The sequence below is a fragment of the Larkinella humicola genome, assembly GCF_008727875.1.
Classification (GTDB): domain Bacteria; phylum Bacteroidota; class Bacteroidia; order Cytophagales; family Spirosomataceae; genus Larkinella; species Larkinella humicola.
The window spans coordinates 177,304-193,130 of record NZ_VTWS01000010.1 but is presented as its reverse complement, the minus strand read 5'-3'; the positions used below and the strand labels follow the sequence as shown (position 1 = coordinate 193,130).

Sequence of the window (15,827 nt, the reverse complement as noted above, 5' to 3'; positions counted from 1 at the left end):
GCTTTCAACCCTTTTTAATGATAAATGTTAAATGGCGAATGCAAAATGTAAAAGTGCTTCAAACTCACATTCGTTACTTTTACATTCATTATTTAACATTTTACATTTGTAATTAGAAAATCAATTTAACAGCGGCTAGCTGCATTGGTACTATACATTTATTGCTTCAAAAACCGCAAGGCTCGTTCTTCCGACCAGTACACGGTTTTATTGGACCCGGTGGGTGTAAAACCGCAATGGCCGCCCTGGGTCGGAAATTCCATCCAGACATTGGGCAGTTGGCGCGCCAGTTCTTCCGGGAAACATTCGCGCGACAAAAAAGGGTCATTTTTGGCACTAACAATCAAGGTCGGAATCGCAATTTTGTCCAGGTATGGCAGGGCGCTGCTCTGCTGGTAATAATCTTCCGCATCGCGAAAGCCGTGTAAGCGAGCCGTAAACAGATTGTCAAACTCCCGCAAAGTACGGACTTTTTGCAATCCCTCCGTCTGAATGACACCCGGCATCAGGGCCGCTTTTTCAAAAACTTTGCGCTTCAGTGTCCGGTTAAACCGCTGGTTATAAACCTGACTATCCCAGGCTTCCAGCCGGCGCGATGCGCTGGTCAGGTGTAGCGGCACCGAAAAAACCACAGCTTTTTTGATAGCCGGATGAATTGCTGTTGCCTGCTCTCCCAAATATTTCAACGTCACATTGCCGCCCGCACTGAACCCCATCAGGTTGATGTGCTTATACCCTTTTTGCAGGGCGTAATCAATCACCAACTGCAAATCGCCCGTTTCGCCGAGGTGGTAAAACCGCGCTTGTCGGTTCATTTCGCCACTGCAACTGCGGTAATGCCACGCCAGGCAGTCGAAACCATTGGTCGTCAGATGCCGAACCATCCCGGCCAGATACTGCCGCCGGGAATCCCCTTCCAGACCGTGGGAAAGGATAGTTAAGAGTGAAGAGTTAGGAGTTAAGAGTTCTTTACCACTCTTAACTCCCGACAGGCTCCAGTCCAGATCCAGGAAATCATCATCCGGGGTTTCAATCCGTTCGCGGGTATACGCTGCGCTGACTTTTCGGAACAAAGCCGGGACAATGGTTTGCAAATGCCCGTTCCACAAATGAGCGGGCGGGCGGTAATCCGAAGGGGTAATCAGCGGCATAGCAATTCTCAAAAGAAGCACAAAGGTAAACGGTTCCACGGCAATGGGAAAACCAAACGTCCGGAAACACAAAAGACATTCTGCCGACCGGTTTTTTTTGTAGTATTTTTTTACCCGCTTGAACTATTTCGGCAGACCACTTAACGTATTTTATCCGCCGATTAAACCATTGCCGTATCTTTTTGCTCTAAGATTTGTTTTCTTTGTGACGAATCATTCACCAATAACTTTCTATTACCTATGAAAAAGGGATTATTAGTATGTCTGGCGTTGCTGATTACAGCAACTTCCACCCTTGTTTTTGCTCAGGCAAAAAGTCCACATTTAAAAGTTGAGAGCCCCAGTAAAAGCGTGAAGGTCGTTTATGGACAGCCATCCAAGCGGGGCCGGGTTATTTTTGGAGCCGACGGTTTGGAAAAATACGGTAAAGTATGGCGTACGGGTGCGGATGAAGCCACCGAAATTACATTTACCAAAGACGTCATGTTTGGCGACAAGATGGTGAAAGCCGGTACTTACACGCTTTTTACCATTCCTGACGAAAAAGAATGGACGGTTATTCTGAACAGCAAATTGGGTCAGTGGGGTGCCTATGACTACATTGACCCCGTAAAAGGCGTCGAGCTGAAAAAGAAAGACGTTGCCGAGATCAAAGTTCCGGCCAAAACCAACGCAACGCCGGTTGAAAAACTGACGATTACCCCAACCGATTCGCAGGTGTCGATTGCCTGGGACATGGCCTCCATCGCCATCCCCATCAAAGCGGTTGGTGGTACCAATTGAAGGAAATCCGCCGGAGCGATTCGCCGTCGTACGCTGTAACGACCGATCAATACCCCGGAAACAGAAAGCCCGACCATCTTGGCCGGGCTTTTTAACAAGTGAAGAATTAAGAGTGAAGAGTTATGAGTTGGCTGACTCATACATTTTAACTCTTCACTCCTTTAGGGCTGATCCGCATTCTTCGCGGCAGCGGTTTTTCCAGCCGACAGTGAATTGATCCAGGCGGCAATCTTCAGCGCGTCGGCTTTCGGAACCTGCGGCATGGGCGGCATTTCGGTCGAATAGTCCGGCCAGTTCTGCGGTTTTGGATTGTAAATCAGCTCGACAATTTTCTCGTTTGAATACCCTCGTTTGGCCACATCCGCAAAAGCCGGGCCTACCTGCCGTTTCTCGGCATTGTGGCAAGCCGAACACGTATGGCGGTTGAGCAACGGTTTTACCTCCTCAAACGTTGGTGCTTTGGCAACCAGCGTACCGGTTTTGGCACCGGAAACCGCCGTTGTTTTCGCACCCGCTTTTACACCCGGTTTCGCAGGAACGCCCTTTTTGGCCGGAACCGCTTTGGAAGCCGCCGAGTTGTACGTACTAACGCCCGTCATCGCCAGTTTCTGGCCTTCCGGAATGTTGTTCAGCGTGTAATAGGCCGTTGGGTGAACCAGTGAATACGACCCCTCAGCCGCCCGAACGCCTTCCAGTGTCAGGTTATGGATGTAATATTGGCGCAGGTTATCGACAATCACCCGGGCTTTCAGTCCGTCGGGCGACACTTTTACTCCTTTCACCGCGCAGGCCTCCTTGTTGACCGTCGGGCTGCCGTAGACCGGGTGGTATTTGTAAATAAAGCTTTCAACGGAATACGAAGCCAAGTCTTCTGCTGATTTGCGGTCGACTGGCGTGGTGAATTCTACCTCGAAACCGTCCGGCATGGCGCGAACCGCCCGCATTTCGAACGGCATCTGGTTGTTCCAGGTCAGACGCTGCAAGCCTTCATCGGCTTCGCCCGCCGAACCCCAGCCCCGGTTGGTTTCGCCGACAAACAGCGAGCCGTCTTTGGCCCACGCCATCCGCAACACGCCCGAGCGAAAACCGCTGCGAAAATCGATCGAAGCGCCCTGAAATTCGCCGTTCACTTTTTCCATAAACACGCGGGTAATCTTGCTCTGGCCCTGATCACCGACCAGCAATTGCCCCGTAAAAGGGCCGAATGAGCCTTCGGGAATCTGAACGATTTCCGAGTTGGAGATTCCCTGAATACCGTGAGGCAACCAAACGACCGGCAATTGAATTTCCGGAAACTCTTTTTTCATCTCGAACAGCGTGACGTATTTTTCGTCCACCACGTTCTCCGGTTTAATGGCCCGGCCCCGCTCGTCGCGGTTGTCGCGCGGGTTGATCTTCGCGTACAATTGCTCCTGCGTCAGTTTAACCGGCGATTTTGGATCCCCACTCCAGCGTAAACCTGCCGGGTGGCCCATAAACGCGCCTTTTTTTACGTGCCAAACGCCACCGGAGCCAATCCAGTCGCCCTGGTTATCCGCGTAAAACAGTTCACCGTCGATCATGCCCAAACCGGCTGGTGACCGAACGCCAGTTGCCCAGGGCTCGATCTGTCCGTCTTTGGTGATGTGCATGATCCAGCCCCGCCAGGGGACGCGACTTTCGCCCGCCCACCATTTTTCGTCACCAAACGCGACGTTCCCCGAGATGAAAAACGAACCGTCGGGGGCAATCTTGGGGCCAAACGTGTACTCGTGGTAATGACCCGACACCGGAATGTTGGTCACCGTCTCGATGATATCCGCTTTGCCGTCTTTGTTCGAATCCACCAGTTTGGTCAATTCACCACGCTGGGCGCAGTACAGGGCACCGTCTTTGTAGGCCAGACCCAGCACTTCGTGCAAACCCGAGGCAAATTTCCGGAAGAAAGGCCGACGGCTGGTCGGATTTTCGACGATAAAAATGTCACCCCGACGAGTCGCTACGCCCAGATCACCGTTTTGAAGCACGGCCAGACCGCCGACTTCCAGCAACGTCCCCTCTGGTGCCGACACCTTCAGGATTTTATAAAAATCTTCTTCCTTGGGCGATTCCTGCGCCCAACCCACCGAAAAAGCAGCCGCTGACAGCATCGTGCCAACCACCGCCCGGCGAAGAATGGATGTATACATTGGTTTCATCAGGATTTAAAACAAGATCGAATAAGTCAATTTCCCTTTTACCGGAACAATCAATTCCTGGCGGTCGCCCACTTTCCGCACGGCGGGTGTCGCCCCCCCGGCATCGTCGATCCGTACGTAATACGCTTTGCCGTCAACGAGGTACATGCCATTTTCCAGCGGAGCAATGGTGCTGCCCTCGGCCAGCCGGGCATACAGATCGGCGGACGGGTTTTGTATCGTCACTTCCCGGCGAACGCCCTGGCTGTTGTCCAGCACGCGAATGGCATCCGTAACAGTGGCGCCGTAGGTTTGGTAGCGGAACGTCGGCCGGTCGCTTTCATCGAGCACATACCCTCTCGTCCGGAAACCGCTGCCGGTTGTGTCGGTGGCCCAGGCGGCCGTCGGCGACGACAGTTTGGCGAGTCCCGGCATCGGCGCACCCAGCCGCTGCACCATACCCATCGGGCGCGATGAACCATCGCCCCGCTCGTGCCACATCGGCGTCGAATCCAGAAACTGGCCCCGCCACACCTGTACCAGTGTGCCGTTGTCCATGTCGTAGGTGTAATGCACCTGCTCGGGGCTTCCCACCGAAACCGCATGAACGACCCGCAAGGTGCGGCCCTGGGCATTTTTGTAACCGGGCATATCCATGAAACTCCGCAGAAGCGTATTCGACGACGCATCGACCAGAATCGGGTCGGTCGGATCGCCGTTGGTGGCTCCGCTGGCGTCACTGATGACGTATTCGCGAATGCCGGGTCCCGTTACGGCCAGTCCAATCGACGGTTTGGCCCAGTCTTCCATTTTGGCATACAACAACTCAAACGGGACATCTCCGGCTGGCAGGGTAACACTGCCACGCTGTCGGCGGTCGCCGGGCGTAATGACGGCTTTGTTGTTGATTTTCATCATGCCGCCACCACCCGCTGCGCCGAGGTTAAAGGCATATTCTCCGGCTTCTTTCACACGGAGCATTCCGGTATACCGAATCAGAAAGTCGTTCGGAATCCGGGTGACGTTGGCGGTCAGCATCACCGACGACCCCTGCGCTTCGGGCGGCAGTTTGCTAAAATCCGGTTCTTTGTCAAACCGTCCTTTGTAAACCGCATACTTCAGGTTCATCAGTTCCGGACGCGGTTTGTCGTAATTCTTCACAATGATATTCCGAATCGCTACCGGCCCGTGATCGCCCTGAATCCGCAGGGGGCCGCTGGCTACTTCATCTTTGCCGAGCGCTCCCCGGGTGGGGCCGGAGAGCTCCACGTTTTCGTGAATCGCTACGCCGTTCAGTTCGACGAGCAACATGCGGGCGTTCTCGATTTTCTTACCGCTGGCGTCGAAACGCGGTGCCTGAAACGACACTTTGAGGTGCTGCCACAAACCGGGTGCGCGGCTGGCGTTCTGGCGGGGCGGGTGGCCTTCGTAGCCTTTCTGGCCGTCGGGTTTGGCATCATCCCAGCGTTCGTAGATACCGCCGTTATCGCCCGCTTTGGGATTTTTGGTTCCCCAGCTATCGAGCAGTTGAATCTCGTAGCGACCCTGCAAATAAATGCCGGAGTTCGATCCTTTCGCAATCAGAAAATCCAGATCCAGATCCACATCGCCGTGTTGAAAATTCGACACCAGATCGATGTTCCCGTCTTTGGCGGGCAGATTAGCCAGAATGCCGGTTCCTGGCGTGCTTTTCAGAACATTCTTCTGGTTGAGATCAGCCGTTACATCACCGACGATCCGCCAGTTGTCGCCCGGTTTTTGAAATGCACTTAAATCGTTGAGCGGAAGAGCCGCTGGCTGGTCGGCTTTCGGCTGGGCCATCACCAGTCCGGCGCTAAAGACCCACCCGACCCCCATTACCAAACGGGCGAACGTTGTGTTCATAGAGTTTGACTTCATTGGATTTTATTTTGAGTCGGAAAGTTACCATATTTTAAATTTTTTAAAAAATAGATTCCCTCCCCAGTGAAACAGTATTTTTTCAATATACAATTTTACATTACCGGCACCGCGAATTTCAATCACAATTTTTAAGAATCTATCTGAAAATAACAATTGCCCTGTTCTGTTCTGCCCCCACCCCCCTGAAGGGGGCTTAGCTTTGCCATTTTTAAGCCCCCTTCAGGGGGGTGGGGGCAGAACGAACAACCTGTTTTTCAGAACCGGTTTTTTAAAAGAGTACCATCTTCCCTCCTAAAACCGTGGCAATGACCTTCCTACGGTTTTGAACACACTTGAATTGATTTTGAACACGGGATGAGTTGTCGAATTTACTCTCCTTCTGAAATCAGTAACAATGGCAAGCAAGTTATGGAGGTAAAACGAGCAATGCGGTGACATTTCGCTATCTTTGAAGGCGGTATTTCGTGCAAATCATTGTTCACACAATCCTATTTTTACGAATGAAAAAAAGTACTTTAGCCTTTGCCCTGCTTCTGGGGCTGGCCCAATGGGCAGTAGCTCAGGAGAAACCCAAACAAAATCCGGAGTCGTCTGAAATCTGGGAACCGGTTCCGCGTGTGGTCACACCGGGTGTTTTGTCGCCCGCTACGGCTTCCGGCACCACGGCTCCTTCCGACGCCATCGTGTTATTCGACGGCAAGGACGGCAGCAAATGGGTGTCTGTTAATGGGTACAGCGCGAGTAGCTGGAACGGCGTTACGGAAGGGTCCAATCCCTGGCCGATCCGGGATGGAGCCATGTATTCGGCCAAAGGGGCTTCCCTTCGGACCAAACAGGAGTTCCAGGATTTCCAGCTTCACATCGAATTCCGGACGCCGGACAAAGTGGAAGGCAGCGGACAGGGACGCGGCAACAGCGGTATTTTCCTCCAGGGCCGCTACGAGTTGCAGGTCCTCGACGGCTACAACAACCCGACGTATTCGAACGGGATGGTGGGTTCCATCTACAAACAGGCGATTCCGCTGGTCAACCCCAGCCGGAAACCGGGGGAGTGGCAGACCTACGACATCATCTATTTTGCGCCCCGGTTCAACAAAGACGGCATGATGCTGGAACAGGGCAAAGTGACGGTTTTGATGAACGGTATTCTGGTGCAGAACAATACCAACATTAAAGGCACGACGGAATACATCGGGTATCCGAAACTGCAACCCCACGGCAAAGGACCGCTCCTGTTGCAGGATCACGGCAATCCAGTGGGCTACCGGAACATCTGGATTCGGGAGTTGTAATCTTTTAGAGTTAAAAAGGGGTTATTTCGCAGAGTTAAGCAGAGTTAAAAGGAGTTACGCAGAGTTTTTCTCTGATTGACTCTGATGTCCTCCGCTCAACTCTGCGAAATAACCCTTTTTTATTGCCATACCTCGGCCAACCTTGTTTATATTGCGTCTAAATAAACACCAGACGATGAGATACCTGCTCCTGTTCCTCCTTCCCTGTTTTGCCTTTACCAGCGATAAACCGGCTTACCAGTTTTACAACCAGAAACTAAAAACCACGAGTTATCAGAAAGTTCTGAAAGAAGCGGCCGGAGCCGATGTTGTCTTTTTTGGTGAATTGCACAACAATCCGATCTGCCACTGGCTGGAATTGCAGTTGACGAAGGATTTATACGAGCAGAGAAAAGAACACTTGATCCTGGGTGCCGAAATGTTTGAAGCAGATAACCAGACAGCTTTATCGGATTATGTCTCCGGCAAAACGACGGACAAGGAATTCCCCAAACAGGCGCGGCTCTGGAACAATTACAAAACCGATTACCGCCCGCTGGTCGATTTTGCGCGGGAACACAAGCTATCGGTGGTGGCAACGAACGTCCCCCGCCGGTATGCCAGTGCCGTCGCGCGGCACGGACTGGCGTCGCTCGATACGGTTCCGACGGCCCAAAAAGCCTGGATGGCCCCCCTGCCCCTAACCGTCGATCTGACCCTGCCCGGTTACAAAGCCATGCTGGACATGATGCACGGCGATGCGGTTTCGCCCTCCGCCAGCAAAGGCCCCTCCGACCAGGCTGCTAATTTTGCCCGTGCGCAGGCCATCAAAGACGCGACGATGGCCCATTTTATCCTGCAAAACCGCAAACCCGGCTCCACTTTTCTGCATTTTAACGGTTCCTACCATTCCAACAATTTCGAAGGGATTATCTGGTACCTGCGCCAGAAACAGCCGGATCTCAAAATCGTGACCATCGCGTCGGTCGAAGTACCGGATGTGGCAAAACCCGACAAAGCCAACCAGAATCTGGCGAGTTTTATCCTGCACATTCCAGCCGATATGACGAAGACGTATTAAGTCACCCCATCCACTCAGCAGCCCCAAATCCCCCGGAACACCCCAAAAAACCAAGCCTGAAAGGATTCAATCAATAGCCCCGGATGAAATCCGGGGAATGCGGGGATATGCCGGAATGAACGGGAATACGGGGGGAATGCGGGGTTATGTCGGGGAGAGGAGACAACCCTACCGGCAAACCATCATCAAAAAAAGCACAAAACTATAATCCCGCAGTTGCGTCCGGAGCAGTTTGAGGGCCTTCGAAAGGTGGTATTCGACGGCTTTGTCGGTTAGGGCGAGTTTTCGCGAAATTTCCGGGATGGTCCGCCCCTCGAAGCGGCTCATCCGGAACACTTCCTGCGTTTTGGGCGGGAGTTTCAGCAACTCGGTTTCGATCGTTCCCAGCAAGTCATTATACGACAGTTGGTCTTCGGTCGAAAAATCGGCCTGTGGGGCGAAGAACTGCTGGTATTCCTGAAATTTCTCGTGAACGATGCGGCTTTTGATGGCATCGATGATCGAATATTTCAAGGCCCCGAACAAATAATAATCGACCCGGCGAACGGCCAGCGATTCCCGTTTCTGCCAAAGCTGAACGAATAAATCCTGCACCAGTTCTTCGGCCATTTCCGGCGATTTTGTTTTTTGAAAAGCCACCCGGTAGAGGGCATACCAATACCGCTCGTACAGTTCCGCCAGTGCCAGCCGATTGCCATCGGTTAACGCCCTTAGTACCTGCTCATCATCCCACTCTTTCAGCGAAGAAAGTCGTAAATCTGCCGACATGTGTGCACCCGCGTCGATTAAAGAAAGACCAAATTACCATTTTTTTACAAAATAGTGCCAAAGGAGTTTAACCGCCCTGAAGGATACGGCTTTGCAATAGCCCGGCCAATTGAACTAAAGAAATAATATATCGCCAAATTGGGCTTATTTCTATAAACAATCCCCTATTTTATAAAAACATTTAGGGTAAACCGGGGCCTTGATCGACATAGGCAGTACATGACAGCGTCAACGGCCCATGCAAAAAGAAGAATTCGCCCGATTGCTTACGAAATACAACGCCGGTCACTGCACGGACGCGGAAATCCGGCTGATCGATCGGTGGTACGATCAATTGGGAACCGGCAGCGCACTGGCGTTGAGCGAAGAAGACCGGCAGAAGTTAAAGAAAAAACTTTGGCATCAGATTGATTTACAAACGAATGATGATCTTGCAGCGTCTACAAATGCAGAAGAGAACGTACTCCGGTGGCCGTGGTTCCGGCGGTGGGTTGCGGCTGCGGCCGTGGTCGCGCTCATCGGTTTTGGCTCTCTAATTTTCTACCGGTATCAGTCAGTACGTGGAACGATAGAAAACCGTCCGGTTGCTGCCGGGGATGGTTTTGTCGAACAAGCCAATAAAACCGCTAAACCCCTGATCATCGAACTAGAAGACGGCAGCATCGTTCACCTGCAACCGCAAAGTACGATCCGCTATGCCACCCAGACACTTCCCCACAAACGGGAAATCTGGCTCAACGGGAAGGCCTTTTTCCGGATTCACAAAGACGCCAGCCGTCCGTTTCTGGTCTACAGCGGTGCCATCGTGACCCGCGTTTTGGGTACGAGTTTCTGGATCACGGCCCCCACCAACGCCCCAACCGTGGAAGTGGCGGTTCATACCGGCAAAGTGGCGGTGTTTAAAAAGAATCAGCAGTCCACGCCAAAAACGGAAAACGCCGACGTCCGGGAAGCGTCGGTGGTGTTGACGCCCAATCAGAAAGTAACCATTTTTCTGGATGAAAACCGCCTGACCCGCGGTTTAATCGATCAGCCCGAACCGATTCAGACGGCCATCCGCCCCGAACCGGCCACGTTTGCCTTCGAAAACAGCACGTTGCCAGACGTGCTGAAGCAACTCGAAAAAACGTACGGTATTGAGATGGTGATCGGCAACGACTCCCTGACCCATTGCCGGTTTACGGGGAAGATCACCCACCAGCCGCTCTACAGCAAACTGGAACTGCTCTGCCGGGCGATCAATGCGCAGTATGAAGTGCAGGGAAACCGCATTCTCATCACAGGTGTCGGCTGCGACCCATCCTCTTTTGACCCACTTTAACCCACCTTGAACCCTATGAAGTAACCAACAGCTACCAAAAAAAGGCCGAAAGTGCGGCTACACAGTCGGCCCGGAATTTTCCCTTGATGCGCATCATCATTCATCTGCCAGGATGAACAGGGATTTGTTTTGTCGAATTCATTCATTTTCTCCCAACAAAACATACAAAAGTATGAAATTTTGTCGAATGCTCGGTTTGACCCTTCTAACCGTCATGAAAATCTCGTTATTCCCTATTTTCCTCAGCCTGCTGCTGGCCGGATCGACTCTGGCCTACGACAGCAAGGCGCAGGATATGCTTCAGCGCCCGATCTCGATCAAGGCGGATGAGGTGGCCCTGAAGAACATTCTTACCCGGCTGGAACGGCTTGCTAAGGTCGATTTCGTGTATAGCCCCAACACCATTCCGGCGGCCCGGAAAGTGTCGCTGAATGCCCAGAATCAGAAACTGGCCGCCGTGCTCGAATCGCTCCTGAAACCGCTGGGCCTGACCTATCAGGTCATCAGTGGCCAGATCGTCATTCAGCTTCCGCCAACGGCTTTACCGGCTTCCGAATCGAATGCCTACCTGAATACTGACGGTGTTCCGGAAGCGGTCGACCGGACGATTACCGGAACCGTCACTGCCGAAAATGACGAAGGGTTGCCGGGCGTTAGTGTGGTGATCAAAAACACGACACGCGGCACCTCGACCGACATGGATGGCAAATTTCGGCTGTCGATACCGGACGGAGGGGCTACGCTGGTGTTCTCTTTCGTGGGATATGAGAATCAGGAAGTTGTCGTTGGCAACCAGTCGACTTTCGCGATCCAACTGGTTCCGGACCTGAAAACGCTGGAAGAAGTCGTCGTGGTGGGCTACGGAACCATGCAGAAAAAAGACCTGACCGGGGCTGTTGCGTCGATTCAGGGCGATGCGATCACCACCCGCAAAACCACCCAGATTTCCCAGGCGTTGCAGGGGGCCGTACCGGGTGTCACCGTGACGCGCAACAACAGCGCCCCCGGTGCCACCGCCACCATCCGGGTTCGGGGCATCACGACGATCAATGACGCAGGGGCCAACCCACTTTACATCCTCGACGGCGTTCCGATCGATGATATCAATTCGATCAACCCCAACGATGTCGATAATATTTCGGTTCTGAAAGATGCCGCGTCGGCTTCGATCTACGGTTCCCGGGCGGCTGCAGGGGTCATTCTGATCACCACCAAACGAGCCAAAACCGGTCAGCTCAGCCTCGATTACACGGCAGAATACGGTTTTGAAAAAGCAACGCGACTGCCGGACTACGTGAATGCCAAACGGTATATGCAGCTCACCAACGAGCTTCGGTGGAACGACAATGGCAACAACGCCAATGCCTACCCAACCTACCCCAAAGACCTGATCGATAACTACGACAACCTGCACGCGCAGGACCCCGACCAATATCCCAATACCGACTGGCGCAGTCTGATGCTGAACGAGTATGCGCCCCGGCGCACCCATTTGCTCAGCATTTCCGGTTCCGGCAAATCACTGCGGTCGCGGGTTTCGCTGGGCTACGACAAAACCGATGCGTTGTATGACGGCCGGAGTTACGAGCGGATTACGGCCCGGGTCAACAACGACCTCACCATCACGAAATACCTCTCAGCCAGCGTTGATTTCAACTTCCGGCGGGCGTTTTCACCCCAGCCCATCACCGACGACCGAAGCGGCTCTTACCCGTTTTACAAAATGGGCATCATGCCCCCGGTGTATGCCGCGACGTTTTCGGATGGGCGCATCGGTTCCGGGAAAGACGGCGCCAACATTTACGCCCGGCTGAAAAACGGCGGTTTCAACAACGCCTGGTATAATCAGGTCGGCGGCAAGATCAGCCTGGATTTTACCCCGATTAAAGGACTGAAAATCACCGGTGTGCTGTCGCCCTTCTTCAATTTCGACAAGGTCAAGGTCTTTACAAAGAAGGTTCCGTATACGCTCTGGAACAGCCCGAACACCATCGCCGGGTACATTGAAGGGCAATCGCAAACCCGGCTGGACGAAAGCCGCAACGACAGTTACCGCTACACCACCCAGGCACTGGCCAACTACACCCGCCAGTTCGGTGATCACAACCTGAATCTACTGGGCGGTTACGAATATTTCTACGCGTTCAACGAGTCCCTGGGTGCGTCGCGCGGACAATATATTCTGAATTCCTATCCCTACTTGAACCTCGGCCCGCTCGACTTCCGCGACAACAGCGGCAGTGCCAGTGAAAATGCGTATCGCTCGTGGTTCGGGCGGGTGATGTACGGCTACAAGGACAAGTATCTGCTCCAGGCCAACATCCGCTACGATGCCTCCTCGCGGTTTGCTTCGGCCTATCGCTGGGGTTCTTTCCCTTCGGTTTCGGCGGGTTGGGTAATTTCGGAAGAACCGTTTCTAAAAACCAGTGCCTCCTGGCTGTCGTTTCTGAAATTCCGGGCCTCTTGGGGTACGCTGGGGAACGAACGGATCGGCAGTAACTTCTATCCGTACCAGGCCATTCTGAATTTTGAAAACTCCTCCCTGTTCTATCAGGGCAACACGGTGGTTTCGGCACAGTCGGCAGCCCAGTTTCAGTATGCGATTCGGGATATTACCTGGGAAACGACCTCGTCCTACAACCTCGGTCTGGACGTCAATTTCTTCCGCGACCGGCTGCGGGTTACGGCGGATTATTTCAAAAAAACCACCCGGGATATGCTGCTGGAACTGGAAATCCCCGATTACGTCGGCTTTGATAACCCGTATCAGAATACCGGAAAAATGCACACAACGGGCTGGGACATGCAGGCAAGCTGGAACGACCGCGCCGGTGATCTGACCTACAGTGCGTCGGTCAACCTCTCTGATTTTAAGTCCGTTATGGGCGATCTGGGCGGAACCGTCTTCACCGGCGACCAGATTATCCGGCAAGGCAGCCAGTTCAAGGAATGGTATGGGTATGTCTCCGACGGCCTTTTTCAAACCGCCGACGAGGTGGCCAACTCGCCCAAACTGAACGCCAACGTCAAACCGGGCGATGTGCGTTACCGCGACATCAGCGGCCCCAACGGCGTACCGGACGGTCGGATTTCACCCGAGTATGACCGCGTGCTGTTGGGCGGCTCGCTGCCCCGGCTCACCTACGGGGCCAACTTCAATGTGGGCTACAAAAACTGGGATTTCGGGCTGGTGCTTCAGGGCGTGGCCAAACAAAATTCCCGGCTGGGCGCGGACATTGTTCAGCCCCTGCGCGAAAATTTCGGCACCTTTCCCGCCATTCTGGACGGCAACGCCTGGAGCACTTATAACACCGCTGACCAGAATTTGCAGGCGCAATACCCCCGGTATTCGAACACCTCGGCGGGCAACAACTACGCCCTCTCCGACTATTGGCTGATCAACGGCGGTTATTTCCGGCTCAAAAACATCAGCCTGGGCTACAACATTCCGAAAGGATTCACCCAGAAACTGAAAATGCAGAGCATTCGTGTTTACAGTTCCGTGACCGACCTGCTGTCCATCAGCAAGTTTCCCAAAGGCTGGGACCCCGAAATGACGTCGCTGGGCTATCCCATCACCACGTCCTTTGTCTTTGGAGCTTCTGTCAAATTCTAACCCGATCCGCCATGAAACTAAATGTATTGATTTTCCTTTTCGGGCTGTTTTTCATAACCGCCTGTGATAGCCTGGACCTGAATCCGTTGTCCGACGGCTCCGGTGAAACCTGGAATGCCAACGCCGAGGAAATCGAGATGTCGTTAAACGGTTTGTACAAAGATGCGTTCTGGATGCAGGACTCCGACGAGTGGACCGACGACTGGACGTACCGGGATGCCACCACGGCCATTACCGGCGCCACCCTCAACGGCGAAACCGACTTTGTCGGCACCTGGTGGACCAATACCTACAAGGCCATTGCCAGGGCCAACCTCGTGATTCAGAGCGTGGACCGGGCGGCCGCCGTTTTGTCGAAGGAACAAATCGACCGCTATGCCGCCGAAGCCCGGTTTATTCGGGCGTGTCAGTATTCGCGGCTGCTTTCGCATTATGGCAATATCGTCTATACGGAAAGTACGCTCACCATCGACGAAGCGCTGGCCCTGAAACAGACGCCCAAGGAGACGGTTTTGCAAAAAATCTACGCCGACTTCGATTTTGCGGCCGCCAACCTGAAAACCACCTACAGCACCTCGGAACTCAAACGGGCGACGGCCGGCGGTGCCTACGCCATGAAAGCCCGGATTGCGTTGCAGATGAGCGACTGGAAAACCGCACGTGATGCCGCCAAAGCCTGCATGGATCTGAAGGTGTACCGGCTTCACGACAGTTTTGACAATCTGTTTTTATCGAAAACCAAGAATTCGCCGGAAACCATTTTCGGCCTGCCCCGCTCGGTGGCGCTGAAAGTGACCCTGGGCGGACTCCAGGATTACGTTCCCCGGAACGCGGGCGGTTATGCGGCCAAAGATCCTTCGTGGGATCTGTTCTGTGCGTTCCTCTGCAAAGACGGTTTGCCCATCGACGAATCCCCGCTGTTCGATCCGCGGAAACCGTTCCTGAACCGCGATCCGCGCTGCACGGCCACCATTGTTGAATTCCAGACACCTCACCTCGGTTTTATTTTTCAACCGCACCCGGATTCGGTCAAGGTTCTGAGAACCAGCAACAATACCTTGGTCAACAACAACGACACCCGGTCGATTGCGCAGTTTGCGTCGTTCAATGGGCTGATCTGGAAAAAAGGCATCGATGCCGACTGGCTGCTGAACTCCTGGACCGCCGAGCCCGACAAAATCCTCATCCGCTACGCCGACGTGTTGCTGATGTATGCTGAAGCCAAAATTGAACTGAACGAAATTGACCAGTCTGTGCCGGACGCCATCAATGCGGTTCGGGCGCGGGCCTATGGCGTCAGTGCAACGGCAACGACGTATCCGGCGGTAAAAACCGGTACACAGGCGGCCTTACGCAAAATCCTGCGGACGGAACGGCGCATGGAATTTGCCCTGGAAGGCATCCGCTACATGGATTTGATTCGCTGGAAACTCGCCGAAAAAGTGCTGAACAAGCTCAATTACGGCCTGCTCGACCCGGCTGATCTGCGGACGAAAGTGGTCAAACCGGGTCTGTGGTTTTTCCCGCAGGTACCGCAGATCGACGACGACGGCGTGGCGGATTTCTCGCCTATGTTCAGCGCCGGACTGATCAAACAACTGACCATCCGGAAGTTCGACGCCACCCGGCAATACCTCTGGCCCATTCCATCGAAAGAAGTCCTGACCAGTGGCCTGGTTCAAAATCCCGGTTATTGATAGGAACACGGATCAGACGGATTGAACGGATTTACACCGATTAAAATCCGTTTTGATCCGTTCAATCCGTCTGATCCGTGT

The 15,827-nt window shown here is 53.4% G+C and carries 10 protein-coding genes; 6 read left to right on the top strand and 4 right to left on the bottom strand.

Annotated elements, in window-relative coordinates; translation table 11 throughout:
- Window positions 1-158 precede the first annotated feature (158 nt).
- Window positions 159-1,151, bottom strand: a complete 993-nt coding sequence (locus F0P93_RS28425; RefSeq protein WP_150881220.1) for a YheT family hydrolase — start codon at window positions 1,149-1,151, stop codon at window positions 159-161.
- A 240-nt stretch (window positions 1,152-1,391) separates the two neighbouring features.
- Between F0P93_RS28425 and F0P93_RS28420 the strand changes: the two genes are divergently transcribed.
- Window positions 1,392-1,934: a DUF2911 domain-containing protein gene (locus F0P93_RS28420; protein ID WP_150881191.1), complete on the top strand. Its 543-nt coding sequence runs from the start codon at window positions 1,392-1,394 to the stop codon at window positions 1,932-1,934.
- Window positions 1,935-2,095: 161 nt separating this feature from the next.
- Here the strand turns inward: F0P93_RS28420 and F0P93_RS28415 are convergent, their stop codons facing one another.
- Together F0P93_RS28415 and F0P93_RS28410 are read right to left on the bottom strand one after the other, a co-directional pair.
- A complete protein-coding gene (locus F0P93_RS28415) occupies window positions 2,096-4,063 on the bottom strand; it encodes a c-type cytochrome (RefSeq protein WP_374756792.1) in 1,968 nt (655 codons plus the stop codon).
- A 54-nt stretch (window positions 4,064-4,117) separates the two neighbouring features.
- Complete coding sequence (locus F0P93_RS28410) at window positions 4,118-5,974, bottom strand: 3-keto-disaccharide hydrolase (RefSeq protein WP_225309686.1); 1,857 nt, start codon at window positions 5,972-5,974, stop codon at window positions 4,118-4,120.
- Window positions 5,975-6,492: 518 nt separating this feature from the next.
- Between F0P93_RS28410 and F0P93_RS28405 the strand changes: the two genes are divergently transcribed.
- Together F0P93_RS28405 and F0P93_RS28400 are read left to right on the top strand one after the other, a co-directional pair.
- Entirely contained in the window at window positions 6,493-7,284 is a 792-nt protein-coding gene (locus tag F0P93_RS28405) for a 3-keto-disaccharide hydrolase (protein WP_150881188.1), read from the top strand.
- 175 nt (window positions 7,285-7,459) lie between these two features.
- On the top strand, window positions 7,460-8,344 hold the full coding sequence (locus F0P93_RS28400; RefSeq protein WP_150881187.1) for a ChaN family lipoprotein: 885 nt from the start codon (window positions 7,460-7,462) through the stop codon (window positions 8,342-8,344).
- Between the two features lie 168 nt (window positions 8,345-8,512).
- Here the strand turns inward: F0P93_RS28400 and F0P93_RS28395 are convergent, their stop codons facing one another.
- Window positions 8,513-9,112: an RNA polymerase sigma-70 factor gene (locus F0P93_RS28395; RefSeq protein ID WP_150881186.1), complete on the bottom strand. Its 600-nt coding sequence runs from the start codon at window positions 9,110-9,112 to the stop codon at window positions 8,513-8,515.
- Between the two features lie 238 nt (window positions 9,113-9,350).
- Here F0P93_RS28395 and F0P93_RS28390 point away from each other — a divergent pair, with 238 nt between their 5' ends.
- The 3 genes from F0P93_RS28390 to F0P93_RS28380 all read left to right on the top strand — a co-directional run bounded on the left by F0P93_RS28390 (window position 9,351) and on the right by F0P93_RS28380 (window position 15,746).
- Complete coding sequence (locus tag F0P93_RS28390) at window positions 9,351-10,433, top strand: FecR family protein (RefSeq protein ID WP_150881185.1); 1,083 nt, start codon at window positions 9,351-9,353, stop codon at window positions 10,431-10,433.
- Window positions 10,434-10,647: 214 nt separating this feature from the next.
- A complete protein-coding gene (locus F0P93_RS28385; protein ID WP_150881184.1) occupies window positions 10,648-14,049 on the top strand; it encodes a TonB-dependent receptor in 3,402 nt (1,133 codons plus the stop codon).
- Window positions 14,050-14,060: 11 nt separating this feature from the next.
- Window positions 14,061-15,746 carry a RagB/SusD family nutrient uptake outer membrane protein gene (locus F0P93_RS28380; RefSeq protein ID WP_150881183.1) on the top strand — a complete coding sequence of 562 codons (1,686 nt, stop codon included), beginning with the start codon at window positions 14,061-14,063 and terminating at the stop codon, window positions 15,744-15,746.
- The last annotated feature ends 81 nt before the right edge of the window (window positions 15,747-15,827 follow it).

Excerpts from the sequence above, each read along its gene's own strand:
- F0P93_RS28425 (WP_150881220.1), bottom strand. The coding sequence starts at position 1,151 with ATGCCGCTGATTACCCCTTCGGATTACCGCCCGCCCGCTCATTTGTGG.
- F0P93_RS28420 (WP_150881191.1), top strand. The coding sequence starts at position 1,392 with ATGAAAAAGGGATTATTAGTATGTCTGGCGTTGCTGATTACAGCAACT.
- F0P93_RS28415 (WP_374756792.1), bottom strand. The coding sequence starts at position 4,063 with ATGCTGTCAGCGGCTGCTTTTTCGGTGGGTTGGGCGCAGGAATCGCCC.
- F0P93_RS28410 (WP_225309686.1), bottom strand. The coding sequence starts at position 5,974 with ATGAACACAACGTTCGCCCGTTTGGTAATGGGGGTCGGGTGGGTCTTT.
- F0P93_RS28405 (WP_150881188.1), top strand. The coding sequence starts at position 6,493 with ATGAAAAAAAGTACTTTAGCCTTTGCCCTGCTTCTGGGGCTGGCCCAA.
- F0P93_RS28400 (WP_150881187.1), top strand. The coding sequence starts at position 7,460 with ATGAGATACCTGCTCCTGTTCCTCCTTCCCTGTTTTGCCTTTACCAGC.
- F0P93_RS28395 (WP_150881186.1), bottom strand. The coding sequence starts at position 9,112 with ATGTCGGCAGATTTACGACTTTCTTCGCTGAAAGAGTGGGATGATGAG.
- F0P93_RS28390 (WP_150881185.1), top strand. The coding sequence starts at position 9,351 with ATGCAAAAAGAAGAATTCGCCCGATTGCTTACGAAATACAACGCCGGT.
- F0P93_RS28385 (WP_150881184.1), top strand. The coding sequence starts at position 10,648 with ATGAAAATCTCGTTATTCCCTATTTTCCTCAGCCTGCTGCTGGCCGGA.
- F0P93_RS28380 (WP_150881183.1), top strand. The coding sequence starts at position 14,061 with ATGAAACTAAATGTATTGATTTTCCTTTTCGGGCTGTTTTTCATAACC.